General features: G+C 67.4%; 12 protein-coding genes. 5 read left to right on the forward strand and 7 right to left on the reverse strand.

Features of this window, described 5'->3' with window-relative positions; genetic code table 11:
• Positions 1–23: 23 nt before the first annotated feature.
• The 3 genes from V5F68_RS05770 to V5F68_RS05780 are packed head-to-tail and all read left to right on the forward strand — an operon-like array spanning position 24 to position 5,193.
• A complete protein-coding gene (locus tag V5F68_RS05770) occupies positions 24–740 on the forward strand; it encodes a response regulator transcription factor (RefSeq protein ID WP_348846118.1) in 717 nt (238 codons plus the stop codon).
• A 48-nt stretch (positions 741–788) separates the two neighbouring features.
• A complete protein-coding gene (locus V5F68_RS05775) occupies positions 789–2,177 on the forward strand; it encodes an ATP-binding protein (protein ID WP_394013679.1) in 1,389 nt (462 codons plus the stop codon).
• 43 nt (positions 2,178–2,220) lie between these two features.
• On the forward strand, positions 2,221–5,193 hold the full coding sequence (locus V5F68_RS05780; protein WP_394013680.1) for a bifunctional [glutamine synthetase] adenylyltransferase/[glutamine synthetase]-adenylyl-L-tyrosine phosphorylase: 2,973 nt from the start codon (positions 2,221–2,223) through the stop codon (positions 5,191–5,193).
• 27 nt (positions 5,194–5,220) lie between these two features.
• Here V5F68_RS05780 and V5F68_RS05785 read toward each other — a convergent pair whose 3' ends face one another.
• The 4 genes from V5F68_RS05785 to pepN form a co-directional block, all read right to left on the reverse strand.
• On the reverse strand, positions 5,221–7,536 hold the full coding sequence (locus tag V5F68_RS05785; RefSeq protein ID WP_348846121.1) for an ATP-binding protein: 2,316 nt from the start codon (positions 7,534–7,536) through the stop codon (positions 5,221–5,223).
• A 216-nt stretch (positions 7,537–7,752) separates the two neighbouring features.
• Positions 7,753–8,715 carry a LysR family transcriptional regulator gene (locus V5F68_RS05790; RefSeq protein WP_394013681.1) on the reverse strand — a complete coding sequence of 321 codons (963 nt, stop codon included), beginning with the start codon at positions 8,713–8,715 and terminating at the stop codon, positions 7,753–7,755.
• A gap of 88 nt (positions 8,716–8,803) precedes the next feature.
• The gene (locus tag V5F68_RS05795) at positions 8,804–9,112 is read right to left on the reverse strand and encodes a hypothetical protein (RefSeq protein ID WP_394013682.1); all 309 of its coding nucleotides are present in this window, start codon (positions 9,110–9,112) and stop codon (positions 8,804–8,806) included.
• A 129-nt stretch (positions 9,113–9,241) separates the two neighbouring features.
• Entirely contained in the window at positions 9,242–11,875 is a 2,634-nt protein-coding gene (gene pepN, locus V5F68_RS05800; protein WP_394013683.1) for an aminopeptidase N, read from the reverse strand.
• Between the two features lie 245 nt (positions 11,876–12,120).
• Here pepN and V5F68_RS05805 point away from each other — a divergent pair, with 245 nt between their 5' ends.
• Positions 12,121–13,341, forward strand: a complete 1,221-nt coding sequence (locus V5F68_RS05805) for an acyltransferase family protein (RefSeq protein ID WP_394013684.1) — start codon at positions 12,121–12,123, stop codon at positions 13,339–13,341.
• A 71-nt stretch (positions 13,342–13,412) separates the two neighbouring features.
• Here the strand turns inward: V5F68_RS05805 and V5F68_RS05810 are convergent, their stop codons facing one another.
• The 3 genes from V5F68_RS05810 to V5F68_RS05820 form a co-directional block, all read right to left on the reverse strand.
• The gene (locus tag V5F68_RS05810) at positions 13,413–14,387 is read right to left on the reverse strand and encodes a malate dehydrogenase (protein ID WP_394013685.1); all 975 of its coding nucleotides are present in this window, start codon (positions 14,385–14,387) and stop codon (positions 13,413–13,415) included.
• A 105-nt stretch (positions 14,388–14,492) separates the two neighbouring features.
• Complete coding sequence (gene hisG, locus V5F68_RS05815) at positions 14,493–15,473, reverse strand: ATP phosphoribosyltransferase (RefSeq protein WP_394013686.1); 981 nt, start codon at positions 15,471–15,473, stop codon at positions 14,493–14,495.
• Entirely contained in the window at positions 15,470–16,666 is a 1,197-nt protein-coding gene (locus V5F68_RS05820) for an ATP phosphoribosyltransferase regulatory subunit (RefSeq protein WP_394013687.1), read from the reverse strand. The genes hisG and V5F68_RS05820 overlap by 4 nt, the downstream gene beginning before the upstream one ends.
• Positions 16,667–16,862: 196 nt before the next feature.
• Between V5F68_RS05820 and V5F68_RS05825 the strand changes: the two genes are divergently transcribed.
• Entirely contained in the window at positions 16,863–17,147 is a 285-nt protein-coding gene (locus tag V5F68_RS05825) for an exodeoxyribonuclease VII small subunit (RefSeq protein ID WP_394013688.1), read from the forward strand.
• Positions 17,148–17,182: the final 35 nt, after the last annotated feature.

The following is a 17,182-nucleotide window of genomic DNA, read 5'->3' on the forward strand; positions in this document are numbered from 1 at the left end:
CTCGCTTTCGGCGCTAGGATGAGATGGACGCGAATCTCGAACAAGGTCTGACCTTCTCCATGCGCCTGCTCCTCATCGAGGACGACCGCGACGCGGCGGACTATCTGCGCAAGGCTTTCCGCGAGGCCGGTCATGTGGTGGACCATGCCGGCGACGGGGAGGAGGGGCTCGCCCTCGCCCTCGACGGCAAATACGACGTGCTGGTGGTGGACCGCATGCTGCCGCTCAAGGACGGCCTCAGCATCGTCTCTGACCTGCGGCGGCGCGGCGACACCACCCCGGCGCTGATTCTCTCCGCCCTCGGGCAGGTGGACGACCGGGTGGTGGGCCTGCGCGCCGGGGGCGACGATTATCTGCCCAAGCCCTATGCCTTCACCGAATTGCTGGCGCGCGTGGAAGCCCTCTCCCGGCGCGGCGCGCCGCAGGCCGCGGAAACCATCTACCGGGTCGGCGATCTGGAACTGGACCGGCTCGCCCATCGCGTCAGCCGGGGCGGCAAGGACATCCCCCTCCAGCCGCGCGAATTCCGCCTGCTGGAATATCTCATGCGCCACGCCGGGCAGGTGGTGACGCGCACCATGCTGCTGGAAAACGTGTGGGATTATCATTTCGATCCGCAAACCAATGTGATCGACGTGCATGTCTCGCGCCTGCGCTCCAAGATCGACAAGGGCTTCGACGTGCCGCTTCTGCACACGGTGCGGGGCGCCGGCTACATGATCCGGGTCGGGCTGCGGTGATGGCCGAGCGCCATCGCCCTTTCCTCCAGCCGGCCTGACGCGATGCGGATGCCCCGCAACATGCTGCAATTGGTGCGCACCACGGCGTTCAAGCTGCTGGCCGCTTATCTCGTCGTGTTCGCGCTCTTCTCGGTGGCCATGATCGCCTATGTGGCGTGGCACACGCGCGCACTGATCGAGAGCCAAGTCGCGGAGAATGTGGAAGGCGAGGTGCGCTTCCTCGCCGAGCAATATCGCCAGGGCGGCATCCAGCGCTTGGTGATTGTCATCGACCGCCGCACCCGCCGGCCGGGATCCTCGATCTATCTGCTGACCAATTTCACCGGCGAGGTGATGGCTTCCAACGTCTCCGACCTGCCCATCGGCCTGCTGGACAAGCCGGGCACGCGCATCACGCCCTATCGCCGCTCCGATGAGCCGGGAGCGAAGGAATTTCTCGCCTTCGTGCAGGTGTTCCAGCTGCCCGGCGGCTACCGCCTGCTGGTGGGACGCGACATCGAGGAGCGGGACACGCTGCGCCAGCTGGTAGTCCGTCCGGCCCAGGGCGCGCTGGTGCTGATCCTGGTGCTGGGGCTTGCCGGCGGCATCTTCGTGACGCGGCGCGTGCTCAAGCGCATCGAATCGATGACCGCCACCTCCGAGACCATCATGGCCGGCGATCTTTCCGGCCGGCTGGCCGTGGACGGCACCGGCGACGAGTTTGACCGGCTCGCCCAGAGCCTCAACACCATGCTGGATCGCATCGAGGGGCTCATGGTCGGCCTCAAGGAGGTCTCCGACAACATCGCCCACGATCTCAAGACGCCGCTCACGCGCTTGCGCAACCGCGCGGAAGAGGCGTTGCGCGGGGCCCATTCGGAAGAAGAATGGCGCGCGGCGCTTGAGGCCACCATCGAGGAAAGCGATTCCCTCATGCGCACCTTCGACGCGCTGCTGATGATCGCGCGCGCCGAGGCCGGGCAGGCGCGGGACAATATGGTGGACCTCGACCTCGGCGCCATCGCCGAGAATGTCGCCGAGCTTTACGAGCCGCTGGCGGACGAACAGGGCATGGACCTGCTGGTGGAGGCGCAGCCGGTGGAGGTTCACGGCATGCGCGAGCTGCTCGCCCAGGCGCTCGCCAATCTGGTGGACAACGCGCTGAAATATGGCCGCGGCGCCGACGGTGCGCGGGGGGAAATCCGCGTCAGCCTGCGGCGCGAGGGCGAAGAGGCGGTGCTGGAGGTTGGAGATCGCGGGCCGGGCATTGCGCCGCAGGATCGCGAACGGGTTGTGGAGCGTTTCGTGCGGTTGGATGCCAGCCGCTCGCGCCCCGGCTCCGGTCTCGGCCTCTCCCTGGTCTCGGCGGTGGCGCGGCTGCATGGAGGCAGTCTCGCCTTCTCCGACAATGGACCCGGGCTGCGCGCGACGCTTCGTTTGCCCGCGAAAACGCCATAAGGGCTTGCGCTTAAGCACAGCCTCATGCCTTTAAGTGAGGCAAATGTCCGCTTCCTCCGCTTCGCCCCCTATTGCCGCCGCCTCACTTGCCGCCTCGATGTGGGAAGGCCCTGTGCTTTGCGATGCTGAGGCGGCAAAGATCAAGCTTGGCTATGCGCTGGAGGGCCTTGACCCGGCCGGCCGCGCGCGGGTCGCGCAGATCCTCGCGGACTATCCGCGGGCGCGTGACGTGCTGCTGGGCGTCGCGGAATCCTCTCCCTTTCTGCACGACCTCATTCGCGCCGATCCCCGGCGGCTGCTGCGGGCGCTGGAGCGCGCGCCGGCCGCGCATATCGCCGCCCTGACCGAAGCCTGCCGGCAGGCGGTTACGCACGCCGCCGACGAAGCGCAGGCGATGACCGCGCTGCGCCAGATGCGGGCGGAAGCCGCGCTCACCATCGCCTTGGCCGATATCGGCGGGGCCATGGACCTGGTGCAGGTGACGCGTGCGCTCACCGACGTGGCGGATACGGCGCTCGGCGCGGCGCTGGATTTCCTGCTCGCGGAAGCGGTTGCGGCCGGCAAGCTCCTGCCTCCCGAACCTGCGCATCCGGCCATTGGCTGCGGCCTCGCCGTGATCGCCATGGGCAAGCACGGCGCACGCGAGCTGAACTATTCCTCCGACGTGGACCTGATCGTGGTCTACGACCGCGACGTGGCGCCCCTCGCCGAGGGCGTGGAGCCTTCCCCCTTCTTCGTGAAAATCACCCGCGCGCTGGTGCGCATGCTCCAGGAGCGCACCGGCGACGGCTATGTGCTGCGGGTGGACCTGCGCCTGCGGCCGGACCCCGGTTCCACGCAGGTGGCGCTCTCCACCGCCGCCGCGCTCGCCTATTACGAGCGCGAGGGCGCGACCTGGGAGCGCGCCGCTTATATCAAGGCGCGCCCGGTGGCGGGCGACCTCGCGGTGGGCCGCGAATTCCTCTCCGATCTTGCCCCCTTCGTCTGGCGCCGCGTGCTGGACTATCGCGCCATCGCCGACGTGCACGCCATGAAGCGCGAGATCCATGCGTTTCGCGGGCACGACGTGGTGGCGGTGGAAGGCCACAATGTGAAGCTCGGCCGCGGTGGCATCCGCGAGGTGGAATTCTTCGTCCAGACCCAGCAGCTCATCGCCGGCGGCCGCGATCCGAATCTGCGGTCCTCCCGCACGCTGGAGGCGCTCGACGCGCTGGTGCGCGATTTCTGGATCGCCGGTGCCGTGCGCGACGAGCTGGCCGAGGCCTACATCTTCCTGCGCCGGGTGGAGCACCGCATCCAGATGGTGGCGGATGCCCAGACACACACCTTGCCGGAACATACCGATGCGCTCGGCGCCTTCGCGCGCTTCATGGGCTATCAGACCCGCGACGCCTTCGCCGCCGCACTGGTGGATCGCCTGAAGCGCGTGCAGCACCATTACGCCCAATTGTTCGAGGACAGCCCGCCTCCGGCGGTGCTGGACGGGCAATTGCTGTTCCCGGTGGATCATGACGACCGCCAGACCCTGGCGGTGCTCGCCCGCCTCGGCTTCCGCGATCCGCCCGCCGCCAGCACCGTGGTGCGCGGCTGGATGGCGGGGCGCCATCGCGTGCTGCGCACCGACGTGGCGCGCGGGCAGCTCGCCAGCATCGCGCCGCTGCTCCTGGAGCAATTGTCGCGCGGCGGCGATCCCGACGGGGCGCTGATCGCGGCCGACAATTTCTTTGCCGAACTCTCCGGCGGCCACCTGATGCACGCCTTGCAGCGCCATCCCGATCTGGTGCGGCTGCTGGCCACCATCCTCACGGTGGCGCCGCGCCTCGGCGAGACGCTGGCGCGGCGGCCCTCGCTGCTCGACGCTCTGCTGGACCCGGCCTTCTTCAACAAGCTGCCCGATCAAGCGAGCCTGGAGCAGCATCTGGAAACCCTGCTCGACACGGCGCACAGCGACGAGGAGCAACTCGACCGCGCGCGCCGTTTCCGCCAGGAACAGCATGTGCTCATCGGCGTGCGCATCGCCTCCGGCACGCTGCCGGCCGCGCGCGCGGGCGAGGCCTATGCGCGCCTTGCCGAAGTCATCATCCGCGCCTTGCATGCGCGCGTCTGGGCACGGTTCCAGGAGGCCCACGGCACCATCGCCGGGGCGGAGACGGCTGTGCTTTCCATGGGCAAGCTCGGCAGCCGGGAGATGACCGCCGGCTCCGATCTCGACCTCATCGTGCTCTATGATTTCGACCCGGATGCCGACCCCGCGTCCGATGGCCCGCGACCGCTGCACGGGGCGCAATATTTTGCCCGCTTCACCCAGCGCCTGGTCACCGCCCTCACCAGCCTGACCAATGCCGGCAAGCTCTATGACGTGGACCTGCGCCTGCGGCCCTCCGGGCGCTCCGGCCCGGTGGCGACGCGGTTGCGCTCGTTCGAGAATTATCAGCGGGACGAGGCCTGGACCTGGGAGCACATGGCGCTGACCCGCGCCCGCGTGATCTCGGCGCATCCGGAATTCTGCAAGCGCGTGGAAGGGGTGATCCGCGACGTGCTGGCCCGGCCGCGCGATCCGCGCCGCATCGCCGGCGACATCCTGGACATGCGCGGCGCCATCGCCGCCGAGAAAGGCGAGTCCGACCGCTGGAACCTCAAGCATGCCCTCGGCGGGCAGGTGGATGTGGAGTTCCTAGCGCAATATCTGGTGCTGGTGCATGCCGCCGACCACCCGCAGATTGTCGACACGGCGACCGCGCGCATCATCGCGGTGGCGGGCGAGCTGCACCTGTTGCCCGCGGAGGACATTCATCTCCTCGCCAATGCCTGCCGGCTCTATCAGGATTTGACGCAGGTGCTGCGGCTGGCGCTGGACACCCATTTCCTTCCAGCCGAGGCGAGCCCGGCCCTGAAGGCCCTGCTGGCCCGTGCCGGAGAGATGCCCGATTTCGCGACCTTGAACGCCCATCTGCGGGAAACCCAAGACCGGGTGCGCGAGATTTTTACGCGCGTGCTGGAGCAGGCGGTGGCGTGACCCCCGTGTTCGGGCGAGGGTAGCGCCTCACACCACCGAGGTGAGGCGCGGCGTCTCGTTGGAATTGGCCGCGCCGCCATCCAGCGGCAGGCGGATGATGACGGTGGTGCCCACCCCTTCCTGCGAGCGAATGCGCATGGCCCCGCCGTGCAGCTCGGTCAGCGACTTGGCGATCGCGAGCCCGAGGCCTGAGCCCTTGTGGGTCTTGGTGAATTGGCTTTCCACCTGCTCGAACGGACGGCCCAGCTTGGCGAGGGCGTGCTTGGCGATGCCGATGCCGCTGTCCTCGATGGCGATCACCGCCGCCCCGCCGTTCACCCGCGCCTTGATGGCGATGCGTCCGCCTTCCGGCGTGAACTTCACCGCATTGGAGAGCAGGTTCAGCAGGATCTGCTTGAGCGCCCGCTTGTCCGCCCGCACCGCGAGCCCCTCGCCGGCCTCGGCGGTGACGGAGATCTGCTTCTCCTGTCCCTTGAGGGCCATAACGCGCAGGGCGTCAGTGACGATCTCGTCGAGCCGCACATCTTCCAGCTCCAGCTGCATGCGGCCGGCTTCGATCTTCGACATATCGAGAATGTCGTTGATGACGTCCAGCAGGTAGGTGCCCGAACCTTTGATGTCGCCGCAATATTCCGCGTACTTTTCCGAGCCGAGCGGGCCGAACATGCCGCTCTCCATGATCTCGGAGAAGCCGATGATGGCGTTGAGCGGCGTGCGCAGTTCGTGGCTCATATTGGCCATGAACTCGCTCTTGGCGCGGTTGGCGTCCTCCGCGCGGTTCTTCTCTTCCGAATATTTCTCCGCCAGCTCGGCCAGCTGCTGGGCCTGAAGCTCCAGGGTCTGCTGGGATTTGCGCAGGTCGGCGACCAGCGCCATCAGGCGCTTCTCATTGTCCATGAGGCGTTCCTCATGGCGCTTGAGCGGGGTGATGTCGGTGCCCACCGAGACGTAGCCGCCGTCCTTCGTGCGACGCTCGGCGATCTTCAGCCAGCGGCCGTTGGAAAGCTGGGCCTCGAACGCCCGCGAGCCTTCTTCCGGCTTGTCCTCCGGCTTCAGCGGCGTGCGCGTGACCGGGTGGCGGCCGACGGTGGCGATGGTGTCGAACGAGGTGCCGACCTGGATCGCATCGTCCGGCAATTCATGCAGGCTCTGGAACTTGGAATTGCAGAGCACGAGGCGGTTCTGGCTGTCCCACAGGACGAAGGCTTCCGAGATGCTCTCGATGGCGTCGCGCAGGCGGGTGTCGGCGGTCACCGTGCGTTCCGCCATGCGCTGGGCCTCGGTGACATCCATGGCGATGCCGATGAGGTGCGGGCCGTCCTCACCGCCCTGCTGCACCACTTCGGCGCGCATGCGCAGCCACACGAAGTCGCCGCGCGCGGTGCGCATGCGGAACACCCGGTCCACGGAGGCGCCGGGACGGTCGGCGAGGTCCTGGGCCAGTTCGTAGAGGTTCACGTCGTCGGGATGCACGAGCTTGGCGATGTCGCCGAAGGAGAGCAGGTCGTCGCGCCGGTCCAGCCCGAGGATCTCGAACATGGTGTCGGACCAGTACATGCGGCCGCGCGCCATGTCCCAATCCCACATGCCGCAGCGGCCGCGATTGAGCGCGGTGTCGATGCGCACGCGCACGGTGTCGTAGATGTGGTCCGCCTCGCGCGCCCGGCTTGCCTGCCAGTGGAAGGAGAAGCCGAGGATGAGCAGCACCGCGCCGGTGGTGGTGAACAGCGTCACCGTCAGCGTGGTGCTTTCCGACCAAGTCGAGAGCGCCCGCGCCATGGGCTGCATGTAGATGATCTGCCCGAGCGGCGGGTTGAGGTTCCGCACGGTGGCGAGCGCGCTGTCTTCGCCGAAGGGGATTTCCAGCACGCCGGCGCGCTCGGCGAAGACCGTGAGGGGCTGCGAGGGATCGAGCACGTCGGCAAGGTTCGCCGCCGGCGGCAGGCCTTGGGGCGCTGAGGCGAGGATGCGGCCCTGCGGATCGGTCACATAAATGCGACGCCCGCCCAGCGTTGCGCGGGGCGGGAGGGAATCCTGCAAGGCCTGTCCGACCCGGGCGAGATTTCCGCCCAGGCGCTGGCTCAGCCCTTCGGCGGTTGCGAGCGCGAGGAGACTCAGGTCATCCTTGGCGTTGTCGATCACGGCTTGGCGGTGGCTGTGCACCTGCACAGCGGCGCCGACGCCGATGACGACCAGGAAGGTGATGATCAGCGCCGGGACGATCCGGCGCAGAAAAGGCTCGGCTTCGAGAAGCCGTTGGTAGGCGGGTCGTGCTACGGATTTTGCCAATCCACCTATGGCATGACCGCGCACACCGACGCTCTCAGCGTTGGCGCGTGCCATCGCCGGCCCCTCCTCCGGTGTCCGGTCTTAGGGCGGCCACGCCCTTCGACCTATCGTCCTCACAAGACTTGGAGGGACGTGCCGCATCTCTCCGAATCGGGGTCGATTGGACTCGAATCGGGGGGGTGTTGTCTAGAGTCCGCGAGAGTCAAGACCGCAAAAATTCACGCAATTCGCGGGTTCTTTTCGCCGCCGGCCGTTGTTCCACGGTATCGCTCAAGCTGCGTTGAGAGTGCGGGGTGCGCTCTGCTGCGCCGCGAGCGTCACGGGCGGGGATTCAGCCGGGCGGATCCAGCGCGAATAGGCTTCAACCATGAAGTCCACGAACACCCGCACCTTCAGATCCTGGGTGGCACGGGCCGGGAACAGGGCGACCGTCTCCAGCGGTTCGCGGCGCTGCCAGTCCGGCAGAACCACCTCCAACTCCCCCGCCTCCACCCGCCGGCGGGCGAGGCAGCGCGAGATCATGAGGATGCCGGCTCCGCTCAGCGTCTGCCGCAGGGCCATGATGGGGTCGTTGGTGACGAGCGCGGGCTGAACCTGCAGATCTATCGGGCCGCCGGGACCGTCCAGATCCCAGTGCAGCGGCCCCGGGCGGCTGCGGATCGCCACCAGATCATGCAGGCCGAGTTCGCTTGGATGGGATGGGCGCCCCTTGCGGTCGAGATAGGCGGGGCTCGCGAGCAGGCTGAGCGTCTGCAGGCCGAGCGAGCGCACATGATAGCTGGAATCGCGCACCGGTCCCGGGCGCACCGCCACGTCATAGCCATGCTCAGCCAGATCGAGTGGGTGATTGTCGAGGGTCAGGTTGAGCTGCACCTTGGGATAGCGGGCGCGGAAGGTCGCAATTTCCGGCTCCAGGATCAGGATGGCCGGCGCATAGGTGATGAGCACCTTCAGCGGCCCTTCCGGTTCCTTGGTCAAAGCGCGGGCGCTCGCTTCGGCGCGGTCCAGAACCGCGATCGCGTCCACGCATTGGTTGTAATAGGCCTGCCCCGCTTCGCTCGGCCAGACACGGCGCGTGGTGCGGTGGAGCAATTGCACGCCGAGCCGGTCTTCCAACGTCTTCAGCTTGCGGCTGACGGAGGTTGCGGGAAGGCCCAGCTGGGTTGCGGCGGCGCTGAAGCTGCCGCGCTCCACCACCCGCAGGAACACCTCAATATCATCGAAGCGCGCCACGGCGTTGCTCCATCTTGCGAACGGAAATGGGCGCGGCGCGCATTGCTGCGCACCGCGCCCGGTCCGGACCTTTGAAGCTATATGGGGATCACTCGGCCGCGCCGCCAATGCCCCGGTTGCCGATGTGCAGCTGGGCGCGATCAGCCGCGCTCATCGTGGTGGGCTGGGCATTCTGGGCCGGGAAGATCGCGTTCAGCGGATGGCTGGCGGTCGGGGTCGCGGCATAGCCGAGCGGGGCAACGGCGAACGGGTCGGTGGCGGGCGCCTCGCGGGCGGATTCGGCCGCGACCGCATAAGCTTCCTTGTTCAGCGCCGTGACGTATTCATCGGCGCTCGCGGCGCCGGAAACAGTAAGGGCCGCGCCGATGGCAAAAGCGGCAAGGGTGAGATTGCGCATGGAAAGTCTCCTGCATGGGGAAGCCGGCGGGGCCGGCGTGTTGATGCGGGAAACCTAGTCCTCTGCGGTGGGCGGGATAATAAGCCAATTGCGCAGCTTATTATCCCGTTTTTGTCGATAATTTCTGCGTTACCCGAGCGATCTCATCGCAATGTCGGCCACATCTTCGGACAGGCCGGGCGTTTCGGCAACCCGTCGCAGCGCCTTTTCCGCCCGCGCGGCGCGGCCTTCTTCCAATTGCCGCCAGGTCTTGAAGGCGGACAGCATGCGCGAGGCCACCTGCGGGTTGGTACCGTCGAGGCCCAGCACGACTTCTGCCAGGAAATCATAGCCTGCGCCGTCGGCGCGGTTGAACTGGGTCGCATTGCCGGTGGCAAACGCGCCGATGAGGGCGCGCACGCGGTTCGGATTGGTCATGGAGAAGAACGGCATCAGCGACAGACGTTTCACCCGCTCCAGCGTTCCCGCTTCGGGAATCATGGCTTGCAGGCTCAGCCATTTGTCGATCACCAGTGGGTCGTTCTCGAACCGGCGGAAGAAGGCGTCGAGGGCTTGCGTGCGCTCGGGTGTGTCGTGCTGGGACAGCACCGCGAGGGCGGCGAAGCGGTCGGTCATGTTGTCCGCCCGCTCGAACTGCGCCATGGCGCGGGCGAGCGCTTCCGGCGTGCCGGGCAAGGTGAGGTAATCCAGGCTCAGATTGCGCAGCGCGCGGCGGCCGGCCGAGGCCGCGTCGGGCGAATAGGGGCCGGAGGTCGCAAGGCTCAAATAGGCCGCAGCGAACAGGTCGCTGAGGCCCTCGGCGAAGGCCTTGCGCAGCGTTTTGCGGGCGGCGAAGACGGCATCGGGATTGACGTTGCGCGCCAGTTCCCGCGCCACTTCGGCTTCCCCCGGCAGCGCCAGGGCCTGCGCCTTGAAGGCGGGATCAAGGGCCGGATCGCTCAGCAGCAGACGGGCAGCTTCCACCAGCGCCTTGGGGTCCGGTAGGACACCAGTGCGGGCGCCCTCCTTCAGCAGGGCGAAGGCGAGCCCCTGGATGGCGTCGAAGCGGTTGAACGGATCGCTGTCGTGGGCCGCCAGGAACACCAGATCGTCGCTGGTAAGGTTGGACGACAGATTGACCGGCGCCGAGAACCCGCGATTGAGCGAGGCCACGGGCCGCGTGCCGATGCCGGTGAAGACAAAGCTCTGTTGCGGGGCCGTGACTTCCAGCACGCCGTTTTCCACGCTCGTTCCGTCCTCCAGAACCAGCGGCATGTCGCTGCCGTTGGGGCCGACGAGGCCGAGCGCCAGCGGAATGACGAGCGGCTGCTTTTCGCTCTGGCCCGGCGTCGGCGGGGTCGATTGGGCGACGTCCAGGCGATAGGTGCCGGCGGCGGCGTCATAGGTACCGGTCACGTCAAGCCTCGGGGTGCCGGCCTGGGAATACCAGAGCGCGAAAGCATCGAGATCGCGGCCCGTCGCGTCCGCGAAGCATTTCAGGAAATCCTCGATGGTGGCGGCGTGCCCGTCGTGCCGGGTGAAATAGAGATCCATGCCGGCGCGGAACCCCTCCTCGCCCAGCAGGGTCTTCAGCATCCGCACCACTTCGGCGCCCTTTTCATAGACGGTCGCCGTGTAGAAATTGTTGATCTCGCGATACACCTGCGGCCGCACCGGATGGGAGAGCGGGCCGGCATCCTCGGTGAATTGCTGCGCCTTTAGCAGGCGCACGTCGGCGACGCGCTTCACCGGGCGCGAGCGCTGATCGGAGGAGAATTCCTGGTCGCGGAAGACGGTGAGGCCTTCCTTCAGGCACAGCTGGAACCAGTCGCGGCAGGTGATGCGATTGCCGCTCCAATTGTGGAAATATTCGTGGGCGATGATCGCCTCGATATTGGCATAGTCGGCGTCGGTGGCGGTCTCGGGCGTGGCGAGCACGTATTTGTCGTTGAAGACGTTGAGGCCCTTGTTCTCCATGGCGCCCATGTTGAAATCCGACACGGCGACGATGTTGAACACGTCGAGATCGTATTCCCGGCCGAACACCTGCTCGTCCCAGCGCATGGAGCGCTTCAGCGCCTCCATGGCATAGGCGGCGCGATCGGCCTTGCCGGGCTCCACATAGATGCCGAGATCGACCGGCCGTCCGGAGGCGGTGACAAAATGGCTCGGCACCTTGTCGAGTTTGCCGCCCACCAAGGCGAACAGATAGCTCGGCTTGGGCCAGGGATCGTGCCAGACGGCATAATGGCGATTGGTGCCGGCAATCGGCCCGCTCTTCTCCAGATTGCCGTTGCCGAGCAGAACCGGCGCCTCGTCTTTGTCGGCCTCGATGCGGGTCGTATAGACGGCGAGCACGTCGGACCGGTCCGGGAAATAGGTGATGCGGCGAAAGCCCTCCGGCTCGCACTGGGTGCAATAGTTCGCGCTGGTGCGGAACAGGCCCATGAGCTGGGTGTTCGCGGTGGGATCCACCAGCGTTTCGATTTCCAGCATCAGGCGGTCCGCCGGCGGGGCGGGAATCGCCAGCGCCTGGGGCGTCGCCTCATAGGCGCCCCCGGCGAGCGGCGTGCCGTTGATCGCCACACGCACCAGCGTCAGCCCGTCACCATCCAGCACGATGGGCGCCCCCGCGGTGCCTGCCGGATTGCGGCGCAAGGCAAGGCGGGAGACCACGCGGCTCGCGGTCGGATGCAGCGAAATATCGAGATCGACGGTATCCACCAGCCATTCGGGCGGGTGGTAATCGGCCAGGCGCACGGGTTGGGGCTCGGCTTCACGCATCGATCACTCCGGGACAAGCAACAATAAGGCGCCTGCGGCGCGCGGGAAGACTAGGCCGTCGTCCGGTAGGGGGGAAGGGGCGGGGAGCGGTGTGGCGAAACTGCGATGGTTCCCAATTTTCGCAACAGCAAAGGTAGAAATATTTCTGCGGCCCATCACCACAAAGTATCCGCATTTCAGCCAAGGCTTCTCCGCATGGGAACCTTAGGCCTGCCTCCGGATTTCAAGCATCGGAGGTACATTTCATGGTTCGCTTCGAAGCTCTGGATGCTTGGCGTGGGATCTGCGCGCTACTGGTGGTTCTATTCCACTTCTGTTTCGTGTTTGTTTCTCCGCTCATGGCAACGCCGATTGTCTCGAACGCATTTCTGTTCGTGGACTTTTTCTTTGTGCTCAGCGGCTTCGTGGTGTGTCACGCGTATCGCGACCGCCTGGGAGATGCGCCGTCCTGGCGCGCCTTCGTGGTGCGGCGTTTTGGCCGCCTCTGGCCGCTGCATGCCGCCATGCTCGCGCTCTTCATCGTGTTCATCGCGCTGGTGAACGTGCTGCCGCATCCGGATCGGTTCACCTTCACCCTCGGCCCGAGCGAATATTCCGCCATCGCCATTCCCATCCATGCCCTGCTGCTCAATGCAGTGGATCTGCACGGCATGGCGTGGAACGCCCCGAGCTGGAGCATCGGCGCCGAATTCTACACCTACCTCCTGTTCGGCGCGGTGTGCGTGCTGGCGCTGCGGCGCCTCAGCCTCGCGGCCGCCGTGCTGGTGGTGGCCAGCATCGGCCTGCTGGCGCTGGTCTCGCCCACCTATATGAATTCGACGGCGGATTTCGGCCTGTTCCGGTGCGTCGCGGGCTTCTTCACCGGCGTCATCGCCTACCGCCTGCATGAGAAATGGGGCGACCGGCGCCTGCCGCTGGCGACGGCGTGGGAAGTGGGCATCGTCGCCCTCGTGGCGCTTTTCGTGATTCGCGCGAGCCATGGCCCGGATGCCGTGCGGGCGCTCAGCCTTGCCGCGCCGCTGGCGTTTGCCGCGGCCGTGCTGGTGTTCGCCCGCGAACAGGGGGCGGTCTCCCGCCTGTTGAGGGCGCGCCCGTTCGCGGCGCTCGGGCGCTGGTCCTATTCCATCTACATGACACATCAATTGGTGCTGATGGCCGCCGCCTTCCTCGCCTGGACCATTGCGCGCGCCACCGGCTTCGCTCTGGAGCAGGAGGTGATGGTGGAGGGGCACGCGAAGACGCTCTACGACCTCGGCGGCCTCTGGCAGAGCTATGCGGTGCTGGCGGGCGTGCTCGCCGCGGTGCTGGCGCTTTCCGCCTTGACCTATGCGCGCATCGAGGAGCCGGCGCGGCTCGCGTTCAACGCGATGGCCAAGCGCATGGAGCGTGGGGAGGCGGTGCGGCAGGCCTTTCATCAGGCGCGGACGCGGCGAATCTCCAATATGGCGTCGGCGCACCTGCGTTAAGTGAAGCTGGCGCGGCCGGCGGGTTTCCCCCGCCGGCCGCGCCTTTTTTTGCGTTCGGGCTTTCGGTCGACTCAGGACTTGAGCGCGTCCAGTTCCTCGGTCAGCTCGGCGACCGTGCGGTCGATCATGCTGCGGGCGAAATCGTCGATCGGCAGGCCGGTGACGCGCTCATAGCTGCCGTTGGTGCAGATCGCGGGAACGCCCGCATAGACGCCTTCGGGAATGCCATAGCTGCCGTCGGACGGCAGGCCCATGGAGACCCAGTCGCCGTTCGAGCCCTGGAACCAGTCGTGCATGTGGTCGATGGCGGCGTTCGCGGCGGAAGCGGCGGAGGAAGCGCCGCGCGCCTCGATGATCGCCGTGCCGCGCTTGGCGACGGTGGGGATGAATGTATCGCGATACCAGGCCTCGTCATTGATCAGCTCGGGCAGGCTCTTGCCGCCGGAGGTGGCGAAGCGCCAGTCGGCGAACATGGTGGGGGAATGGTTGCCCCACACGGCCATCTTCTGGATGCTCGCGACCTCGACGCCGGCCTTGGCGGCGAGCTGGGAGAGGGCGCGGTTGTGATCCAGGCGGAGCATCGCGTTGATGTTCTCGCGCGGGAAGTCCGGCGCGTTCTGGGCCAGAATGGCGGCATTGGTGTTGGCGGGATTTCCGACCACCAGCACGCGGGCATCGCGGCTGGCCGCTTCGTTCAGGGCCCGGCCCTGCACCTTGAAGATCTCGCCATTGGCCAGCAGCAGGTCGCGCCGCTCCATGCCCTTCGAGCGGGGGCGCGAGCCCACCAGGATGGCGGCATCCACGTCGCGGAAGGCGACCTTCGGATCGTCGGTGATGGTGACGCCGGCGAGCAGCGGGAACGCGCAGTCTTCCAGTTCCATCACCACGCCGCCGACGGCGGCCTGGGCCTGCGGCAGGTCGAGCAGCTGCAGCACCACCGGCTGGTCGGCGCCGAACACGTCGCCGTGCGCAAGACGGAACAGCAGGGAGTAGCAAATCTGGCCGGCGGCTCCGGTCACTGCGATACGCTTGGCGGGACGTGTCATGAGGCTGAGCTCCAAAACGGGATCGGACGCGCGTGCGCCCGGCTCAGGCTTATAAGACGGCTTTCCCGACGTTTCAGCATGGATTTGCGCAAAAGCGCGCGGACCTCAGCTTGAGGCGAGCCGCGCTTCCAGCGCCTCGTAGAGCGGGTTGTCGGAAGCAAACACATATTCCAGCGCCCCGACCGTCACCATGCTGGCGCCCTTGGCGCGCAGAAAGGTGGCAAGGCCATGCAGCGTATCCGGCGGGCAGTGCAGGGTCAGCATGCCCGAGGAGGTCGGCCCGCCGAATGGGGCGACGCAGCGGAACAGCTCCACCGCCTTGGCCACGAGGTCGGCATCGCAGCTGCTGAAACGGGTGCGCACCTCCCGCATGGTGCGGGCGCGCTTTTCCGCCGCCATGCGGTCGAAGATGGCGCGGGCGACCGCGCGCGTCCCGGCATTCCAGGGCGCGGTGAGGGAGGCGACCAGATTGGCCTCCGAGCGCAGCATCACCCCGTCGTCCACCACCTTCAGCGCATTGGCGGACAAGGTGGCCCCGGTGGTGGTGATGTCGACGATCAATTCGGCGCTGCCGGCGGCCGGCGTGCCCTCGGTCGCGCCCGCGCTTTCCACGATGCGGTAATCGACGATGCCGTGCCGGGCGAAGAAGGCGCGGGTGAGGTTCACATATTTGGTCGCGACGCGGATGCGCCGGCCGGTGCGGCTGTGAAAATGGCTCGCCACATCGTCCAGGTCGTCCATGCTGCGCACGTCGATCCAGGCCTGAGGCACCGCGACCACCACATTGGCATGGCCGAAGCCGAGCTTCTCCAGCAGGGCGACGCGGGTGTCGGCGTGGGAGATGTTCTCGCGCACCAGATCCTCGCCCGTGACGCCAACATGGGCGGTGCCGGCGGCGAGGGCGGCCGCGATCTCGGACGCCGAGAGATAGGCGACCTCCACATTCTCAACCCCGCCGATGGCGCCGCGATAGTCGCGGGCGCCGCGCGCCTGCAGCAGCGGCATGCCGGCGCGGGCGAAGAAGGCCTGCACGTTCTCTTGCAGCCGGCCCTTGGAGGGAACGGCGAGAATCAAGGTGTCGCTCATCGTCCCGCCTCCCCATCGGCCGGGCGCGTCGCGGCCTGGTCCATCGCTGCATGATCCAGCTGCGCGAGACGCTCCACCCATGCGGCGAGGCCCACGGCGGGAACCACCGCGCCGCCGCCGAGCCGCTCCAGCAACCGGTCGTAGCGTCCGCCCGCCACCAGCGGGCCGTCCACGCGCCCGTGCGGGTCGTGCAGTTCGAACACCATGCCGCTGTAATAATCGAGCGGCCGGCCGAAGGCGGCCGAGAACTGGATGTCGGCCAGGGCGATGCCGTGAGCGCTGATGAAGCCGGCGCGCCGGTCGAACGCGTCGAGCGCAGCGTCGAGCGCGATGCCGGCATCCTTCGCCAGCGCCCGCAGGCGGGCCGAAGCCTCGTCCGGATTGCCCTTGATGTCGAGATAGCGTCCGAGAATCACCGCCGTTTCCGACGACAGGCCGTTGCCCGCGTCGAGCGAGGCCTGTTCCAGGAACCGCTCGGCGATCTCCGAAACGCTGCGGCCGCCCACCGTGGTGATGCCGGCGATGGAGAGCAGGTCGGTGATCAGCGCGCGCGCACCTTCCGGATCCGAGCCGGTGAGCGCATTCAGCACGCCGGCATGGCTCGCGCCATTGGTCGTGCGCTCGGCGTTGAGGCGGGTCAGGTCGGCGTCCAGGCTGCTCTGGCCGAAATCCTTCAGCAGCCGCCGCCGCCACGCCGGGGGCAGGGGCAGGGCTTCCAGCAACGCCGCGAACAGGGCGACGTCGCCGAGGCGGATCGCCGGGTCCGGCACATTGTAGATGGCGCAGGTTTCCAGGCCGAGGGCGAGAATCTCCGCGTCCGCCGCCTCAAGATCCGTGCGGCCGAAGGATTCGACGCCGGCATGGCGGAACTCGCCGCTGCTTTCGCCGCGAAAGCGGAACACCGGGCCGAGATAGCTCACGAAGGTCGGCAGCGGCGCGCCGGACTGGAGCACCTGCCGCGCCACGGGAATGGTCAGATCCGGCCGCAGGCACAGTTCCTGGCCGTCCATATCGGTGGTGAGATAGAGCTGGCGGCGGATGGATTCGCCCGAAAGGTCCAGGAACACGTCCGCCGGCTGGAGAATGGGCGTGTCGATGCGCACGAAGCCGGCGGCCTCGTAACGCGCGAGAAGGGCATCGTCCAGGGCGCGGCCTGTGCGCTCGGGAAATCGGCTTTGCGCCTTGGAGGGCATGAAATTCGTCCGCCGCGGTCCGGATAGGGCTCAAGTGTTCGCGCGGCTTCTAGCAAAGGCGAAGCCCTCAGGCCACCCCGGCCTGCCCGAACGGCGCTTAAGCCTCGCGTCCGGCTCGGCTATGGTGCGCGCAAACGACCCGAGGAATCGGCGCGGCCGGTCCGCCTCCGATGCCCGCACGCAAAAAGGAAAGCCCATGGCCGATGCTCCCAAGACAACCCCGCAGGCCAAAGGCGCCAGCGCCGGCCCGGCGGTCGCGACCCTCTCCTTCGAAATGGCGCTCGCCGAGCTGGAGGGCATCGTGCAGCGCCTGGAGCGCGGCGACGTGCCCCTGGAGGAAAGCATCGCCATCTATGAGCGCGGCGAGGCGCTGAAGGCCCGATGCGACGCGCTGCTGAAGGAGGCCGAGGCGCGGGTCGAGACCATCACCCGCGATTCCGACGGCCGCCCGAGCGGCACGGCGCCGCTCGATCCGGGCTGAGCTGTGCCAGGGCGGGACACACGCCACCCCTCGGG

Source organism: Roseixanthobacter pseudopolyaromaticivorans, from assembly GCF_043195145.2.
Lineage (GTDB): Bacteria > Pseudomonadota > Alphaproteobacteria > Rhizobiales > Xanthobacteraceae > NCEH01.

What these genes read in the sequence shown, in the direction of transcription:
- V5F68_RS05820 (WP_394013687.1), bottom strand. Translation starts at nt 16,666, where the DNA reads ATGCCCTCCAAGGCGCAAAGCCGATTTCCCGAGCGCACAGGCCGCGCC.
- V5F68_RS05805 (WP_394013684.1), top strand. Translation starts at nt 12,121, where the DNA reads ATGGTTCGCTTCGAAGCTCTGGATGCTTGGCGTGGGATCTGCGCGCTA.
- V5F68_RS05810 (WP_394013685.1), bottom strand. Translation starts at nt 14,387, where the DNA reads ATGACACGTCCCGCCAAGCGTATCGCAGTGACCGGAGCCGCCGGCCAG.
- V5F68_RS05825 (WP_394013688.1), top strand. Translation starts at nt 16,863, where the DNA reads ATGGCCGATGCTCCCAAGACAACCCCGCAGGCCAAAGGCGCCAGCGCC.
- V5F68_RS05785 (WP_348846121.1), bottom strand. Translation starts at nt 7,536, where the DNA reads ATGGCACGCGCCAACGCTGAGAGCGTCGGTGTGCGCGGTCATGCCATA.
- hisG (WP_394013686.1), bottom strand. Translation starts at nt 15,473, where the DNA reads ATGAGCGACACCTTGATTCTCGCCGTTCCCTCCAAGGGCCGGCTGCAA.
- V5F68_RS05770 (WP_348846118.1), top strand. Translation starts at nt 24, where the DNA reads ATGGACGCGAATCTCGAACAAGGTCTGACCTTCTCCATGCGCCTGCTC.
- V5F68_RS05795 (WP_394013682.1), bottom strand. Translation starts at nt 9,112, where the DNA reads ATGCGCAATCTCACCCTTGCCGCTTTTGCCATCGGCGCGGCCCTTACT.
- pepN (WP_394013683.1), bottom strand. Translation starts at nt 11,875, where the DNA reads ATGCGTGAAGCCGAGCCCCAACCCGTGCGCCTGGCCGATTACCACCCG.
- V5F68_RS05780 (WP_394013680.1), top strand. Translation starts at nt 2,221, where the DNA reads ATGTCCGCTTCCTCCGCTTCGCCCCCTATTGCCGCCGCCTCACTTGCC.
- V5F68_RS05775 (WP_394013679.1), top strand. Translation starts at nt 789, where the DNA reads ATGCCCCGCAACATGCTGCAATTGGTGCGCACCACGGCGTTCAAGCTG.